Raw genomic sequence first — 15,295 nt, forward strand, 5'->3', positions numbered from 1 at the left:
AATGAAACAGATTGACCTGAAAGCTTTCTCCGACGCTGTAAAGGATTATTTCGACCTTACATCGTTTCTCATACCCCAGGCAGAGGCAGAGGAGGTGATCCGCGAAGGAATCTCATTCCGGGGCACCAACATGCTTGTGCTCATAATGGCCATATTCATAGCTTCGCTCGGACTGAACGTCAACTCCACGGCGGTGATCATCGGCGCGATGCTCATATCGCCGCTGATGGGTCCTATAATCGGAATCGGCCTCGCCGTGGGCATACAGGATTTCGACCTGATGAAACGTTCGTTCCGCAACCTGTTCATGGCTGCGGCGTTCTCCATAGCCACCTCGGCACTCTATTTCCTCATCTCGCCCGTCAACGAGGGACACAGCGAGCTGCTGGCGCGCACTTCGCCCACCATCTACGACGTGCTCATAGGCTTCTTCGGCGGCGCGGCGGGCATCATAGCCATAGGTAGCAAGACCAAAGGGAACGTGATTCCCGGCGTGGCCATCGCCACTGCCCTTATGCCTCCGCTCTGCACCGTAGGCTATGGCCTTGCCACCTGGCAGCTCAACTACTTCCTCGGGGCGCTCTACCTGTTCTTCATCAACTCGGTGTTTATCGCATGTGCCACCACCGTGGGTGTAAAGGCGATGAAATACCATGTCAAGGACTTTTCCAACCCGCAGAGGGCCCGCCGCGTACGCAACACCATCTATACGGTGGCAATCCTGACGATGGTGCCGGCAGTCATCCTGACCTACCGAATGTATCGCGTCAATGCATTCCAGACATCATGTGCGAAATTCGTCGACCAGGAGTTCTCATTCCCGGCCACCCAGGTACTCTCCTACAAGGCCGTGCGCGGTGCGGGGGGAGACCGGACGCTTACAGTCACCCTGATGGGGCGCGTGCTTCCTGAGGACTCGCTCGTAATGGCAATGACCCCGCGCATGGAACAATTCGGCATCGGGGGCACGAAGCTGCGCATAATCCAGGGTGACAATTCCATGCAGATGAAGCCGGGCGAGCTTACCTCGTCGATGGTACGCGACATCTACCAGGTGACGCAGAGCACCATCAACGCGCAGCGCCAGGAGATCGACTCGCTGCGCGCCGTAGCCGCCGTGACAGCGCGCAACGACACCATCGGGGCCACCATCTCGCCGGAGATAAAAGTGCTGTTCCCGCAGGTGCGCGACATAGCCGTGACGCGCGGCATCGTCAGCAACGTCGACACGCGCCGGCTCGACACCGTCAACGTGGTCCTTGTGCAATACCGTTCGCCGATGCCCCGCCCCCAGGAAGAGAAACTACGCGAATACCTACAGGCGCGCCTCGGCTACCGCTCGATCGACATCGTGTCGTCGACACGCCTCACCAGCAGGCCATCCACCGACAAGAAGTCATCAAAACAAGACAAACGATGAAATCAAGATTGCTACTGCTATCCCTTAATTTGGTCATGACAATCAATCTCAACGCACAGACCCGATGCGAGAAGCATCAGATGGCGGATGACGGCATAATCCGTTATTCCGTCATCGATATCATACCCGAGCACCTCAAGGAGTACCTTCCGTTGGCATTGGAGGTCGGGGAGGTATCGATGAAAACCGAGCCGGGAGTGCTTGCCATGTATCCTACTGTGGCGGATGATGATTCATGCCGTGTCACCATATTGGAGATATATTCCTCGCGCGATGCTTACAAAAGCCATATAGCGTCCCGTCATTTCCAAAAATACAAACAATCCACCCTCCACATGGTAAAGTCTCTTCAGCTTCTTGACCAGAAGCCCATGAATCCGAAGATGACAATAACATCGGATATAACGGAACGACCATGATTGAACAGATTGAATTCGCATTGAACCCTAAGCCGCGAGGCATCCATCTCGTCACAGGCGAGATACTGCGTCATTTGCCACCGCTTCCCGGCAAGGGGATACTCAACCTGCTTATAAAGCATACATCGGCGGCATTGGCCCTGAACGAGAACGCCGACCCCGATGTCCGCCACGACCTTGCCGGAATATTCGACCGGCTCGTGCCTGAAAACGCGCCTTACTACCTACATACGGATGAAGGGAGCGACGATATGCCTTCGCATGCCAAATCGGTCATTGTCGGCTCTTCGCTGACCATCCCGGTCACAAGCGCACGACTTAATCTCGGCACATGGCAGGGTGTTTATCTATGCGAGTTCCGCGACTATGGCGGTTCCCGCAAGATCGTTGCAACCATTTTAGGAGAATGAGATGGTGTTCAAGTGGTTGTTTAATTAGAGACATAAGAAGATGATGAAGATACTGTATGATACTCAGGTGTTTGCCTGGCAAAGGTTCGGCGGGATATCGCGCTACTTCGTGGAGCTGATGCGCCACATGCCGCAGGGGGTCAGCCCGGTGATTCCGGCGCCGTTCTTCAGCGAGAACGCCTATCTGCCCGATCTCGGCATGCGGTTGCCGGTGAAGCGGTTGGACATGGGCACGTTCCGCCTGCGCAAGAAGCTCTACGAATGGGCCGACAACTCGATGGCCCGTCAGCAGCTGCGCGCGCGGCAGTTCGACCTGTTCCACCCTACGTACTACAACGACTATTTCATGGGGGCGTTGGGGAAGAAGCCTTTCGTGCTCACAATCCACGACTTTACCCACGAGCGCTATCCGTCGATGCTCCCCGACTCGGCGAAGGTGATCCGGCGCAAGAAGAAGCTCGCCCACGCGGCGGCCCGCATAATCGCCATCAGCGAGAACACACGCCGCGACATCTCGGACTACTACGGAATCGATGCCGCCAAAATCGACGTCATACACCACGGCTACTCGTCGCTCGCCAAGCGCGAAGAACCTGTGGAGGGTATCGCCGCCCCCTACATTCTGTTTGTCGGTGACCGTAAGGGGTATAAGAACTTCTCCGGTCTGGCCGAGGCGTTCGCCGGACTGTCGCGCGCGGACTCCGCGCTCAGGCTTGTGTGTGCCGGAGGGCCATTGTCGACGTCTGAACTGAAGCTGCTGAATGCTTTGGGGATAAAAGATAAGGTGATGGCAGTGCAGGCTACCAATGCACAACTGCTGTGGCTTTACCGCCATGCTGAGTGCTTCGTCTATCCGTCGCTTTACGAGGGGTTTGGGCTGCCGATACTTGAGGCTTTCGGCGCGGGATGTCCGGTGGCCGTAAGCTCCACGAGCTGCTTCCCGGAGGTGGCCCGCGACGGCGCCGTGTATTTCGATCCCGCCGATCCTTCATCGATAGGGAGCGCGGTTGCCGGAGTGCTCAACGACCCCGACGGCACACGCTCCGTAGTGCGCCGCGCCTCCGCCATACTCCGCGACTATTCATGGGAACGCACCTCGCACCTCACCGCCGATACCTACCGCCGGGCCCTCAAAAGCTGACCGCATGAGACATATCATAGCGATACTTTCCCTCCTCGGCATATCTGTGGCGGCAATGGCACAGACATTTCCGAAAATCTCCCGCAATTCCAATTAGAATAAACCATTGTGATTATTTCCAGCATCGGACACACTATATGAGTGATGCAAGATCGAAATACATCACACGGGTACGCTTATCTTCATCGTCATTATTAAGAAACTGATAATTATTCTTGATATAGAATGGAATAGCATCAACATAAGCATCAACTGTGACGAATCGGCATCCTGATTTATTGTCAACAATAAAATAATCTTCTATAAACTCAAGAAGATATGTTCCGATTGATTGATGTTGAGCCGATTTCGCGATTGCCAGCCGTCCTATTTTTATAGCTGGGTAACTACGTAAACGTTTATCATTGACGAACTTGTGCTTCCGAAAACGATTGAACTCAGTTTTATTTTCAAAATCAGAGACTGACACTTTGTCATTGGATAGGCTGAAATAAGCGGCAATCTCCTTTGTCATTTTATTTTCAAGAATATATGTGACAGACAACAGCGCATTGCGATAAAGATTTGATTCATTAAGTAGAAAATCATTCAAATCTTCATCGGCGCAATCAAATTCCGCAATAATATCACCGGGATTTAACCGACGGATTCGGAAAGTCTCTTGATATTCCTCCCGTGTCATAATTATTTCACAAGCATTTTAATCCCAGCTTCATATGATTGGCGAATCTGCGCACGTTTCTCCGGAGAGACCTTAGGCGGATTTTGCATTCTCTCTTCGAAACGACGAGCGTCAGAACCAAACAAAATCGGGGTCTCTTTAATTGGTCTTGCCATAATGGATTTTTTAGTTTTATGCCTATCAAAGATACAACAAATTTCTAATATAGAAGGTTGTGAAAGAAAATATTCTACGACACCGGAGCCAATCGGCATAGATGAAACAGTTGGGAGATTGGGTAATTTTCACTATTTTTGCGGCTATGAACGCAACGGGAAGGCCGCCAAGGGTGTTGGTGGTAAACAAATTCTATTATAGGCGCGGAGGCGACTGCGTGTACACGCTCAACCTTGAGCGTATGCTCCGTGACGCAGGTCACGAGGTGGCCGTGTTCGCCATGCGCTATCCGCAGAACGAACCGTCGTACTGGGAGGAATATTTTCCTTCCGAGGTGGGCTTCTCGGGACCGATCGCGGAAAAGTTGCGCGGCGTGCGCCGCATGCTCGGCATCGACGACGTGGCCACATGCTTCAACTCCATCCTCAACGATTTCCGTCCCGACATCGTGCACCTCAACAACATCCACTCCTACCTGTCGCCCATGCTCGCCTCGATAGCACATGCACGCGGGGTGAAAACGGTGTGGACCCTCCACGACTACAAGCTTCTGTGTCCCTCCTACAGCCGCCTGGCAGGAGGGCGGCCGTGCGACAACTGCCATTCGTCGCGCGCCAAGACATGCGTGCTGCGCAAGCGCTGCATGAAAGGCTCTCTGGCCGCCAGCGTCCTTGCCTGGATAGAGGCCCTGCGGTGGCGACGCGCGACGATAGAGCGCGACACTGACGCGTTCATATGCCCGAGCGTGTTCATGGCCAAGGAGATGGAGCGCGGAGGTTATTCTCCAGCAAAGCTGCATACGCTCAACAACTTCATCCCGTCGGTTCCCGAAGCCGCCGGCAACGGACGACAAAAATATTACTGCTACGTCGGACGACTATCGGAAGAGAAAGGCGTGCGCACGCTGCTTGAGGCGGCCACCATGCTACAGCACGAACTGCGCATAGCCGGAAGCGGTCCCCTCCTTGACGAACTGAAGGCGAAATACGGCAAATGGCCGCAGATAAAATTCCTGGGACATCTCGACGGTGATAGTGTGGCACGCCTACTCGGCGAGGCCGCATGCTCGGTGATGCCCTCGGAATGCTACGAGAACAATCCGCTCGGCATAATCGAGTCGCTATGTGCAGGGACGCCTGTAGTAGGCGCCGAAATCGGCGGCATACCCGAACTTATCGATGAGAACAACGGCCTGACCTATCCCTCGGGCGACGCCAAATCGTTGGCGTCGGCAATCGACGCGGCGGTGTACGGGCCTTGGGACCACGCCCTCATACGGCGCGAGGCTATCTCACGGTTCAATCGCGAGGCATATTACACACGCCTGCTCTCGATATACAACTCAATACTAAAGCACTGATTTTTTACAGATATGTTTTCCGGAATAGTAGAAGAAGCCGCCAAGGTGACAGCCATAAGGCGCGAAGGCGGCAACGTGCACCTCACCATGTCGTGCTCTTTCACCGACGAGCTGCGCATCGACCAGTCGGTGTCGCACAACGGCGTATGCCTTACCGTAGTAGCCCTCCCCGGCGACGGCACATACACCGTCACGGCCATACAGGAGACCCTCGACCGGAGCAACCTCGGCGACCTCAAACCCGGCGACCTGGTCAACGTGGAACGCTCCATGCTGATGAACGGACGCCTCGACGGGCACATCGTGCAGGGACACGTGGACTGCACCGCCACATGCGTCGAGCGGCGCGAGGTGGACGGCAGCACCTATTTCCGGTTTGCCTACGAGGTGTCGCCGGAGATGGCGCGCCGTGGCTATGTAACGGTAGAGAAAGGCTCGGTGACTGTCAACGGCGTGAGCCTCACCGTGTGCAATTCACGCATCGACTCGTTTGAGGTGGCAATCATCCCTTACACGATGGAGCACACCAACTTCTGCCGTATCGCCGAAGGCACACGCGTGAACCTTGAGTTCGACATAATAGGCAAATACCTTAGCCGCCTTATGGAGGTAAGTAACAATGGCTGATAACGATATGCCCACTGACAAGAAGGGAGTGGCGGTTTACTGCTCATCGTCCGACCGGCTCGCTGCCGCCTACTATGACTGCGCACGTGCCGTGGGACGCCTGCTGGCAGAGAACGGAGTGCCCCTTATCAACGGCGGAGGACGTATGGGCCTCATGGCCTCCTCCACCGACGGCGCACTTGAAGCCGGAGGCACCGTCATCGGCGTACTTCCGAAATTCATGCTCGACAGGGGGTGGAACCATCCCGGACTCACCCGCACGATATGCACGCCCGACATGCACCGCCGTAAAGAGACCATGGCCGGCATGTCGCTCGGCGCAATCGCCCTCCCCGGAGGTATAGGCACTTTCGAGGAGATGTTCGAGATAATCACATGGCGGCAGCTTGAGCTATACACAGGCCCGCTGGTGATATGCAATACCATGGGCTTCTACGACAAGCTGCTGGAATTCCTGGCGCACGTCGACTCCGAACACTTCATGCGGCCCGGCGCACCCGCCAAGCTGTGGCGCGTGGCCACAACGCCCGAGGAGGCGGTGGCCATGGTCCTGCAACCGGCCGACACCATTGTCGACGACTATACCAAAGGTAAATTCTGACCACTCCGTCCGCAACAATGCTTTTCCCGCAGCATTCACATCCCGACGACGCCCCTGTGGAACTGTGGATCACAGGACTGACCACCGAGCCTGTAGGCTACACCACCGGGTTGAACGCCATCGAGCGTCCGGAGCTGCCGGGCTACAACTCCGGCGTGCTATGCCTGGTGATATCCATGCTGCTGCTGGTGATATTCACGGCGCGCCACTACGGACGCTTCTTCCGGAGGCTCGTCAACAACCTCTGGAGCGTGAGAACCCGCACAAACCTCTTCGACGAGCACACCGTCAACGAGACACGAATCATGGTGGCTCTCATCCTACAGGTTTGTGTGTGCGAGGCGCTGCTTCTTGTCACGTGGATATTGTCGCAGGGCGTGACCATGTCACCGACGATGCTCGGGGCGGCCGCCTGCGCGGCATCGCTTCTGACCGGCATTTTCTACGTAGGCCAGCTCGTCGTCTACCGTATGATCGGCTATGCGTTTACCACGCGCAATCTTGCTCTCCAATGGGTGCAGGGATTCAATTCCACGCAGACCCTTCTGGGACTTGCGCTCCTTATACCGACTCTCATGGCCCTGTTTTATCCGTCGGCATCGGGCATTCTCATAAGCATCGGCGCAATCCTTTACATATTGGCCAGGATAGTGTTTATCTGTAAAGGTTTTAGGATTTTTTACCACAATTTGTTCTCTCTGGTCTATTTTATTTTGTACCTTTGCAGCGTGGAAATTATCCCCTTGCTTATTGTCTACAGAGGGATGTTGTCCATATGTCGAAATTATTGAGTTAACTCCCCTAACATAGTGAAAGTAAAGAAAGTATTGGTGTCGCAGCCAAAACCTGCCTCTGAAAAATCCCCTTATTACGAAATAGCGGAGAAATATGGTGTTGAGATCGAATTCAGACCATTCATCAAGGTAGAAGGACTCACGGCGAAAGAATTCCGCCAGTCTCGAATAAATCTGGCGGATTTTACCGCAGTAATCTTCACGGCCCGCACGGCTGTGGATCATTTTTTCCGTCTTTGTGAAGAGATGCGCTATAGCGTGCCCGACACAATGAAGTATTTCTGCACGACCGAAGCCATAGCCAATTACCTTCAAAAATATATCGTCTATCGCAAGCGCAAGATATTTTTCGTAAATACCGGCAAGCTCGACGATCTGCTCCCTTCCCTTCTTAAGCACAACAAAGAGCGCTATCTCTACGCGGTAAGCGACGTACACAACGACGCGGCCAACATACTTGACCGCAACAACATCAACTATACCAAGGCCGTGATGTACCGCACCGTTAGCAACGACTTCCAGCCCGACGAGCCGTTTGACTATGACATGCTGCTCTTTTTCAGCCCCATGGGTATCGATTCCCTTCTGAAGAATTTCCCCGAATTCCATCAGGATGACATACAGATCGGATGTTTCGGCGCAACTACCGCCCAGGCGGTGCGTAACGCCGGGCTGCGTCTCGACATGGAAGCACCCACGCAAAAGACCCCGTCGATGACGGCTGCCCTCGACGCTTTCCTGAAAGAACATAACTAAGAGGGTGACAGACAACATCCTCCAACCTCAATCTCCAAGCGATATGGCAATCATGCCATCACAGCACACTCACCGCCTCTACAAGCGCGAGAAACTTTGCTCGGAAACAGCCATCGACCTGCTCTTTTCCCGCCAGGGAGGGGGGCAGGCCGCATTATTATATCCTCTGCGTGCGGTATGGCGCCACAACGACAAGCGCGGAGGAGGAGCACAGTTTCTTATAAGCGTGCCAAAGAAGAGGCTGCGCCATGCCGTCGACCGCGTGGCCATGCGCAGGCTCATAAGAGAGGCCTACAGGCTGCGGCGCATGCACCTGGGAGAAGCGGCCACGATGCCGGTCGACATAGCTTTCACCTACGTGGCCGACAGCCGGACCGACTTCCGGCGCATAGCGTCAGCGATGTCGAGGGCTTTGAAGCGCATAGCAAACAGCTTCGACTGCGTCCCACCCGGACGGACGGACGCACCAACGACCACCCCTCCCCGCCCCTCCATATCGCCCGACACGGCCAATTATTGAGTACAGCCATGAAGCGCATCATCGGCCAACTGCTCATACTGCCCATATTGTTCTACCGTGGCGCCATCTCCCCGCATTTCCCGCCGTCGTGCCGCTTCACGCCTACATGCAGCGAATACGCCATAGAGGCCATACGCCGCCACGGACCGTTGCGTGGACTGTGGCTCACATTGCGGCGCATAGTGCGCTGCCATCCGTGGGGAGGGAGCGGCTACGACCCGGTGCCATGACATGACAGCAGACAGACAAGCATGAATACGCCGTTTGACTTCCACACCCATAACCCCGATGCCGTAGACGCACTTATCAGCGTGGAGCCTGGATTCACACCACGCGCCGGAGCCGTCTACTCCGTAGGGATACACCCCTGGCACAGCGCCACCGTGACCGACATGGACTTGAGGCGCCTCGAGGCAGACGCACGACTCCGCTGCGTGAAGGCGATAGGCGAGACCGGACTCGACAGGCTTCGCGGCGCGACGCTCGACCGGCAGACAGAACTGCTGCTGCACCACATAGCCCTCAGCGAGGAACTGCACAAACCGCTTGTGCTGCACATAGTGAAGGCGTTTCCCGAAATAATAGCGATAAAACGCCGGATAAAACCGTCGCAGACATGGATAATCCATGGCTTCCGAGGTAAACCGCAGCTGGCGGAAGAACTGCTGCGACACGGATTCTACCTCTCCTTAGGGGAACATTTCAACCCGAGATCGGCGGAAATCATACCCTCCGGCAGGCTTTTAGTGGAGACAGACGAATCGGACAGGGGGATTGCGGAACTTGCCGCCATGCACCCGCACCTCGACACCGCACTCCCGTCGAAACTACTCGGATTATAGAATCCGCAAAAAATAGCTATATTTGCATGTAAATGTAAATTATGAAAGACATGGAGAAAAAGAATCCTTCTACAGTGTATTTCTGTCCGCGCATCAACGCCGAAAACCTTGTCAAGGTATATAAGGCGCTTAACCGCGAGGCGAAAGGCCGTGTGGCGGTAAAGCTGTCGACCGGCGAAGCAGGCAATCCCAACCATTTGAGCACGGATGTGATAAAGAAACTCGTGCATCTCGTCGACGGTACTATAGTAGAGTGCAACACCGCTTACGACGGTCGCCGCAACAACACCCCGGACCATCTGCAGACGGCGGCCGAACACGGGTTCACTGCCATAACCGAGGTCGACATAATGGATGCCGCAGGGGACATGGCCCTCCCGGTAAGAAACGGCAGGCATCTGAAAGAGAATTTCGTGGGGAAGAACTGGCGCAACTACGACTTCACGATGGTGCTCTCACACTTCAAAGGTCATCCCATGGCCGGATTCGGCGGAGCACTCAAGAACGTGGCCATAGGCATGGCCTCATCGGAAGGGAAGGCGTGGATACATACGGCAGGACGCTCCAAGACGGTGCCCGTAGACTGGGAAAACGTGCCGCCGCAGGAGGACTTCCTGGAATCGATGGCCGAAGCGTGCGAATCTGTATTTGACAAAGCCGGCGAGAACATACTTTTCATCAACGTGGCCAACAACCTGTCGGTCGACTGCGACTGCGTGGCTGAACCCGAGCCTATACACATGGAGGACATAGGCATACTCGCGTCGCTCGACCCCGTTGCCCTCGACCGTGCCTGCGTCGACATGGTGTACAATTCCCCGGATCCGGGCAAGTCGCACCTCATCGAACGGATGGAGTCGCGCGACGCCACACACCTGCTCGACTATGCGGAACAGCTCGGCCTCGGCTCGCAGACTTACGTGATCGAGACAATCGATCCGGAATGACGGTATTCCGGAAATCTTCCTGAATGAATCAAGCAATGGACGAAAAGATAATCGAACACATCAGCAGCACTCCGGTGTTGCTGATGTGTGGTATAAGCGGGTCGGGGAAAACCATGCTGTCGCAGCGACTCGAACGGCAGTATGGATTCGTGAGAATCTCCGTAGACGAGATGATATGGGAGAAATATGGCGCGAACTTCGTGGAATTGCCCTTTGAAGAGCGCCGACGCATATTCATGTCTATTGACAAGGATATGGAGCACCGGATGGAGAATCTGCTGGACAGAGGTAACAAGGTTGTGGTGGATGCCACCATGTGCCGCCGTGCCAAGCGAGACTCGATGCGTGAGATGTGCCGCATGAAAGGGATAGAGCCGCTGATAGTCTATCTTCAGGCATCGCTGCCGCTGCTGCGCCGGAGACTGTCACAACGCAAAGGAGTCGGTCCCAACGACCAGATTGTAGCCCCTCCCCATCTGGAGATGTACTTCTCCAACTTCGAGCGCCCTATGCCTGATGAAGATGCGTATGTGATTACGCAGACCATCTAAGATATAGATACCGGAACGGGGCTGCGGCAGATTGCCGCAACCCCGTTATCGACATTATGATGCTACTTCCGTATTAGAAATTGTAGCCGAGAGATATGTTGAAGTTACTATTTTTGATACTTCCATTTTCCCAGACTTTCTTGTCGGCGATGTTGACAAGACCGAACTGATAGTTCATGCCGAGATATATGCGTTGGAATGTATAACCGAGACCTACACCGAGACCGAAGTCGAAACGCTTGAATCCGGCTTTCCCTTCTTCATCATCATTATCAGCCACACCAAAAAGATCCATATCGTACTCGTCCTCATTGTCCTCATACTTAAGCTTGCCGTTTACGCCATATGCGAAGTAAGGACCGAAGTTCACCTGAAGCTGCGACTCCTCGGCGAAGTTAAGACGATAGGATGCATACAACGGAATCTCAAGATAGCCGGCATTCATAGTGACTTTTTCGGTATAACGCCCTTCGGTTACTTCTTCCTTAGCTCCTTTAGTGGTATAGAAGAGACCGGTGTTGATATAGAACGAGCGTACAATGGGGAATTCGACAGCAACACCTGCACTAAATCCCACCTTTGATGAAAGGTCGGAATCGTCAATCTTATCCAAAGAAAAAGTTGATATATTCAGACCTACGCGCGGACCAATCACGATTTTCTGATCTGCCGCCTCGTTGTCCCAGAAAGAGAACTCGGAAGAGTCGGATGCCCGTTGCGCCCACATTCCCGTAGCAGAGATTGCTGCCATGGCAGCTACGAAAAATTTTTTCATTGCAAAAATAATTTTATGATAAATATTTGGTTATTAATTCTGTTCATTATCAGATTATTCACAAGTCAAACGACATTTTCCATACATTGAAGATTCGTTTCGCAGACCCGCGCTGTGACAGGAAATAGATGTATTTTCCATCAGGCGACCATATGCCCGACATATCATTACCGGGATGATAGGTAAGTTGAGTCAGATTGGTGCCATCGGTCCTTACGACGAAAATATCGGTATTCATGGATTTATCCTTCTCCGATATACTCGTACCGGTGACAAGCAACCAGTTTCCGTCAGGCGACAACTGGGGAGTGGTGAAGCTTCGTCCGGGCAGAGAAAGTATTATCTCCTCTACTCCTGTTTCAAAATTGATTCTCCATATCTCACTTTCCTTTTGATCGGTAAAGCGTGCACAATATATCTCGTTGTCTTTTCCCGGAATCATTACCGGAGTCATTCCCCTTGAATAATTGGAGAAAAGATTGGTTTTACGGTCATAGCTCCAGATGCTGTATGACGACAGTCCTTCACCACGATGAAAGAATATAGTGTTACCATCGCGTGACAGCACACCCCCGTAATCATTGTCCGTACCCCCCGAAATCTGTTTCACAACCGACCCCTGATCGGCATTCACGAGATATATACCATGATGTCCGTTTCTTACCTCGGTGAAACATAGAGTTTTACCGTCGCTGCTCCATGTAAAGTCCTCTACTGCGCTACGGAATGTACGCTGCACGCTCGCACCACCTTTTTTTGCACTTTTCACCATTATGTTGGAAGTGCCGTTCTTCAGATTGATATATGCGATTTTCTGACCGTCGGGAGAAATAGCTATCTGAGGGTTTACCCACCAATCGACAGCGGAAGCTTTCTTTCGGCCAAACACTCCGGAACGGTTATTCACTGTGTACAATACACAGTCGGCATCATCTGTAATACGCTCGAAGTTAACCCCTCCTTCTTCGGGAACATTCACAACAGAGTAGTCAAACTTTATCTTTTTCGCGTCTGCACCAACACAAAGAAGCGAAATGGAAAGAATGGCTGTAAAAAATTTATTCATTGGAATATTGTAAATAATGAACTGATTTATGTAGTTATAAAACAGTCACAAATTTACATATATATTAACCAATTACCCCCCCCAGATGTTAAATATTGTTAACGCATATGTTTTCACAGTATTCCTTAAAATTTCTCGGTATATCATATGTAGCCGAAGAGGCGGTGCATGGCGTCGAAGCGGGTGAGGGAGTCGCCGCCGTGGCGGGCGAGGGCGGCGCGGGCTTTGGCCACGGTGCGCTTTTCCATTGAGCCGGACTTGGAATAGAACTTGTCGGCATAGCACACGAGCTTCTCCATAAGGGTTTCCGGCATGAAATCGCGCTCGGGGAGCGGGAGCTGTTGCTGGGCAATGTCATCGGCTGTGAGCCCGGTGCCGGTATGGTTCTCGGCCACACGCGCCCACTCCTCTGGCGCTCCCTCTGCACGCAGGATCTCCGCGCCGATTATGCCGTGGCGTATGTAAGGCTCGTCGCCGAAGCAATGTATGCCGGGGGCCTTTGTGCGGCATATGCCTATGTCGTGGAGCATGGCCGCTCCGCGCACCATGCCGGGGTCAAGTCCGAGAGCCGCCGATTCGTTGAGGGCCACGGCCATGTCGGCCACCTGACAGGCATGCTTCATATATATTTCCCGCATCAGGGGGTCGGAGCCTGATGCGGGATAGTATTTGTCGATTATCGCTTGATAGTCGGTGGTCATGGGCAAAGTCAGTCTATGATGGTATTCCACCCGTGCACGTCGGGTTCCTCGCCGAGCTGTATGGCACGCAGCCTGTTGTAGAGCGCGGTGGTGACGGGTCCTGGGTTGCCGTCCTTGCTGATGACGTACTTCACGCCGGTGTCGAGGTCGTCGATCTCGGCCACGGGCGATGCGACGGCGGCTGTGCCGCATGCTGCGGCCTCATCGATTTCGGCAAGCTCCTCGATGGGTATGTGGCGTGCCTCAACTTCGATGCCCATGTCTCGCGCGAGTTGCATGAGGCTCTTGTTGGTGATTGATGGGAGGATCGACTCTGAAGCGGGGGTTATGTATTTGCCGCCCTTGATGGCGAAGAAGTTGGCAGGGCCGCACTCGTCGAGGTATTTCTTCTCCTTGGGGTCGAGATAGAGCACGGCGCTGTAGCCGAGCGAATGGGCTTTCTCGCCGGCCTCGAGGCTCGCGGCGTAGTTGCCTCCGACCTTCCAGCGTCCTGTGCCCTTTGGGGCGACGCGGTCGAACTCGCGCATGATGCATATGTTGGTGGGCTTGAATCCCTCCTTGAAGTATGGCCCTACGGGGCTTACGAGAATCAGGAAAAGATATTCCTTGGCTGGCTTCACGCCAACCTGGGCGGAGATGCCGATTTCAAGCGGGCGGATGTAGAGCGAGGCGCCGCTGCCGTAGGGTGGCACGAAGCGCTCGTTAAGCTTGACCACCTTCTTTACCATTTCGGTGAACAGCTCTACAGGCACGGGGGCCATCATGATGCCCTTGGCGGACTCGATGATGCGGCGGGCATTTTCTTCGAGGCGGAACACGCGTACCTTGCCGTCCTTGCCACGGAATGCCTTCAGTCCCTCGAAGATCTCCTGCCCGTAGTGGAGGCAGGTGGCTGCGATGTGGAGGTCGATGGTCTCCGACTGCGACACTTCGATGTCGCCCCACTTGCCGTCGCGGTAGTAGCAACGGACGTTGTAGTCGGTGGGTATATAGCCAAACGAAAGATGGCTCCAGTCTAATTCTTTATCCATAACTCGATATGTTTTGGAGGTGCCGCATCCGTGACACCCGGATTTATAGTCTTGCAACGGGCCGTCGTACCATAGGGGTGACAGCCGGTAACGCCGGAACGCCGCAGAGGTGGCGGATGCACCGGGGGTGCATCCCTACGAATCGCGCGTTCTACCTGCGAAATTACGCAATTATTTTGATATAGCGTACATCGCGAAATCCTTTGGATAAAGATAAATGCAATCCGGGCGCAAGGGAGCATGCTTATGGCAGAGGATCGGGGTCACCAGCGGGGAGCTGCTTGCTTTCTTCCCACTTGCGCCACACTTCGTCCCAGCCCCGGGCATTGAGCGGCCCGTACTGCTCCACAAACTTGTCGAGATCGTAGATCTTCCATAAATCGGGATTGACAGTACAGTCCTCCGGAATGTTGAGCGTCCATTTATGAGCCTCAAGCGATGAGCGTATCGGCACATATAACATAAAGCTATCAGTTAATGTTTCTAATGGGCATCT

General features: G+C 54.0%; 21 protein-coding genes. 14 read left to right on the top strand and 7 right to left on the bottom strand.

Translation table 11 applies throughout. The features are described from left to right. Position 1 precedes the first annotated feature (1 nt). The 4 genes from QZ303_RS04910 to QZ303_RS04925 are packed head-to-tail and all read left to right on the top strand — an operon-like array spanning position 2 to position 3,390. Positions 2-1,420 carry a DUF389 domain-containing protein gene (locus QZ303_RS04910; protein ID WP_295729939.1) on the top strand — a complete coding sequence of 473 codons (1,419 nt, stop codon included), beginning with the start codon at positions 2-4 and terminating at the stop codon, positions 1,418-1,420. After that, positions 1,417-1,839 (top strand): putative quinol monooxygenase, encoded by a 423-nt coding sequence (locus QZ303_RS04915; RefSeq protein WP_295729942.1) that lies wholly within the window; start codon positions 1,417-1,419, stop codon positions 1,837-1,839. Before QZ303_RS04910 ends, QZ303_RS04915 begins: the two co-directional genes overlap by 4 nt. Beyond that, a complete protein-coding gene (locus tag QZ303_RS04920) occupies positions 1,836-2,249 on the top strand; it encodes a secondary thiamine-phosphate synthase enzyme YjbQ (protein ID WP_295729944.1) in 414 nt (137 codons plus the stop codon). Before QZ303_RS04915 ends, QZ303_RS04920 begins: the two co-directional genes overlap by 4 nt. Positions 2,250-2,289: 40 nt before the next feature. Further along, entirely contained in the window at positions 2,290-3,390 is a 1,101-nt protein-coding gene (locus tag QZ303_RS04925; protein WP_295729946.1) for a glycosyltransferase family 1 protein, read from the top strand. 133 nt (positions 3,391-3,523) lie between these two features. Here the strand turns inward: QZ303_RS04925 and QZ303_RS04930 are convergent, their stop codons facing one another. After that, entirely contained in the window at positions 3,524-4,072 is a 549-nt protein-coding gene (locus QZ303_RS04930; RefSeq protein ID WP_295729948.1) for a GNAT family N-acetyltransferase, read from the bottom strand. A gap of 2 nt (positions 4,073-4,074) precedes the next feature. Continuing rightward, on the bottom strand, positions 4,075-4,227 hold the full coding sequence (locus QZ303_RS04935) for a hypothetical protein (RefSeq protein ID WP_295729951.1): 153 nt from the start codon (positions 4,225-4,227) through the stop codon (positions 4,075-4,077). A 146-nt stretch (positions 4,228-4,373) separates the two neighbouring features. Here QZ303_RS04935 and QZ303_RS04940 point away from each other — a divergent pair, with 146 nt between their 5' ends. Genes QZ303_RS04940 through QZ303_RS04985 form a run of 10 tightly spaced genes read left to right on the top strand, consistent with a single transcriptional unit; the run spans position 4,374 to position 11,226 of the window. Further along, positions 4,374-5,588: a glycosyltransferase gene (locus tag QZ303_RS04940; protein ID WP_295729954.1), complete on the top strand. Its 1,215-nt coding sequence runs from the start codon at positions 4,374-4,376 to the stop codon at positions 5,586-5,588. A gap of 12 nt (positions 5,589-5,600) precedes the next feature. Beyond that, positions 5,601-6,215 (top strand): riboflavin synthase, encoded by a 615-nt coding sequence (locus QZ303_RS04945; protein ID WP_295729957.1) that lies wholly within the window; start codon positions 5,601-5,603, stop codon positions 6,213-6,215. Continuing rightward, positions 6,208-6,816, top strand: a complete 609-nt coding sequence (locus tag QZ303_RS04950; protein ID WP_295729960.1) for a TIGR00730 family Rossman fold protein — start codon at positions 6,208-6,210, stop codon at positions 6,814-6,816. The genes QZ303_RS04945 and QZ303_RS04950 overlap by 8 nt, the downstream gene beginning before the upstream one ends. Before the next feature lie 17 nt (positions 6,817-6,833). Further along, complete coding sequence (locus QZ303_RS04955) at positions 6,834-7,607, top strand: DUF4271 domain-containing protein (RefSeq protein ID WP_295729963.1); 774 nt, start codon at positions 6,834-6,836, stop codon at positions 7,605-7,607. A gap of 18 nt (positions 7,608-7,625) precedes the next feature. Next, positions 7,626-8,366, top strand: coding sequence for a uroporphyrinogen-III synthase (locus tag QZ303_RS04960; RefSeq protein ID WP_295729966.1), 741 nt, complete (start codon positions 7,626-7,628; stop codon positions 8,364-8,366). A gap of 43 nt (positions 8,367-8,409) precedes the next feature. Beyond that, complete coding sequence (locus tag QZ303_RS04965; RefSeq protein WP_295729969.1) at positions 8,410-8,886, top strand: ribonuclease P protein component; 477 nt, start codon at positions 8,410-8,412, stop codon at positions 8,884-8,886. 8 nt (positions 8,887-8,894) lie between these two features. Continuing rightward, entirely contained in the window at positions 8,895-9,116 is a 222-nt protein-coding gene (yidD, locus tag QZ303_RS04970; RefSeq protein WP_295729972.1) for a membrane protein insertion efficiency factor YidD, read from the top strand. Between the two features lie 21 nt (positions 9,117-9,137). Then, entirely contained in the window at positions 9,138-9,728 is a 591-nt protein-coding gene (locus QZ303_RS04975) for a TatD family hydrolase (protein WP_295729975.1), read from the top strand. Between the two features lie 50 nt (positions 9,729-9,778). After that, on the top strand, positions 9,779-10,675 hold the full coding sequence (locus tag QZ303_RS04980; RefSeq protein WP_295729978.1) for a DUF362 domain-containing protein: 897 nt from the start codon (positions 9,779-9,781) through the stop codon (positions 10,673-10,675). A 35-nt stretch (positions 10,676-10,710) separates the two neighbouring features. Then, positions 10,711-11,226 carry an ATP-binding protein gene (locus tag QZ303_RS04985; RefSeq protein ID WP_295729980.1) on the top strand — a complete coding sequence of 172 codons (516 nt, stop codon included), beginning with the start codon at positions 10,711-10,713 and terminating at the stop codon, positions 11,224-11,226. Between the two features lie 73 nt (positions 11,227-11,299). Here QZ303_RS04985 and QZ303_RS04990 read toward each other — a convergent pair whose 3' ends face one another. From QZ303_RS04990 to QZ303_RS05010, 5 genes are all read right to left on the bottom strand, one after another. Beyond that, positions 11,300-12,001 carry a porin family protein gene (locus QZ303_RS04990; protein WP_295729984.1) on the bottom strand — a complete coding sequence of 234 codons (702 nt, stop codon included), beginning with the start codon at positions 11,999-12,001 and terminating at the stop codon, positions 11,300-11,302. 58 nt (positions 12,002-12,059) lie between these two features. Then, a complete protein-coding gene (locus QZ303_RS04995) occupies positions 12,060-13,067 on the bottom strand; it encodes a hypothetical protein (RefSeq protein ID WP_295729987.1) in 1,008 nt (335 codons plus the stop codon). 143 nt (positions 13,068-13,210) lie between these two features. Beyond that, the gene (locus QZ303_RS05000; RefSeq protein ID WP_295729990.1) at positions 13,211-13,768 is read right to left on the bottom strand and encodes an HDIG domain-containing metalloprotein; all 558 of its coding nucleotides are present in this window, start codon (positions 13,766-13,768) and stop codon (positions 13,211-13,213) included. Positions 13,769-13,776: 8 nt separating this feature from the next. Next, the gene (locus QZ303_RS05005) at positions 13,777-14,799 is read right to left on the bottom strand and encodes a branched-chain amino acid aminotransferase (RefSeq protein WP_295729992.1); all 1,023 of its coding nucleotides are present in this window, start codon (positions 14,797-14,799) and stop codon (positions 13,777-13,779) included. Positions 14,800-15,043: 244 nt separating this feature from the next. Beyond that, positions 15,044-15,262 carry a hypothetical protein gene (locus QZ303_RS05010; protein ID WP_295729995.1) on the bottom strand — a complete coding sequence of 73 codons (219 nt, stop codon included), beginning with the start codon at positions 15,260-15,262 and terminating at the stop codon, positions 15,044-15,046. Positions 15,263-15,295: the final 33 nt, after the last annotated feature.

It is taken from the genome of uncultured Muribaculum sp. (assembly GCF_910583865.1).
GTDB lineage: Bacteria > Bacteroidota > Bacteroidia > Bacteroidales > Muribaculaceae > Muribaculum.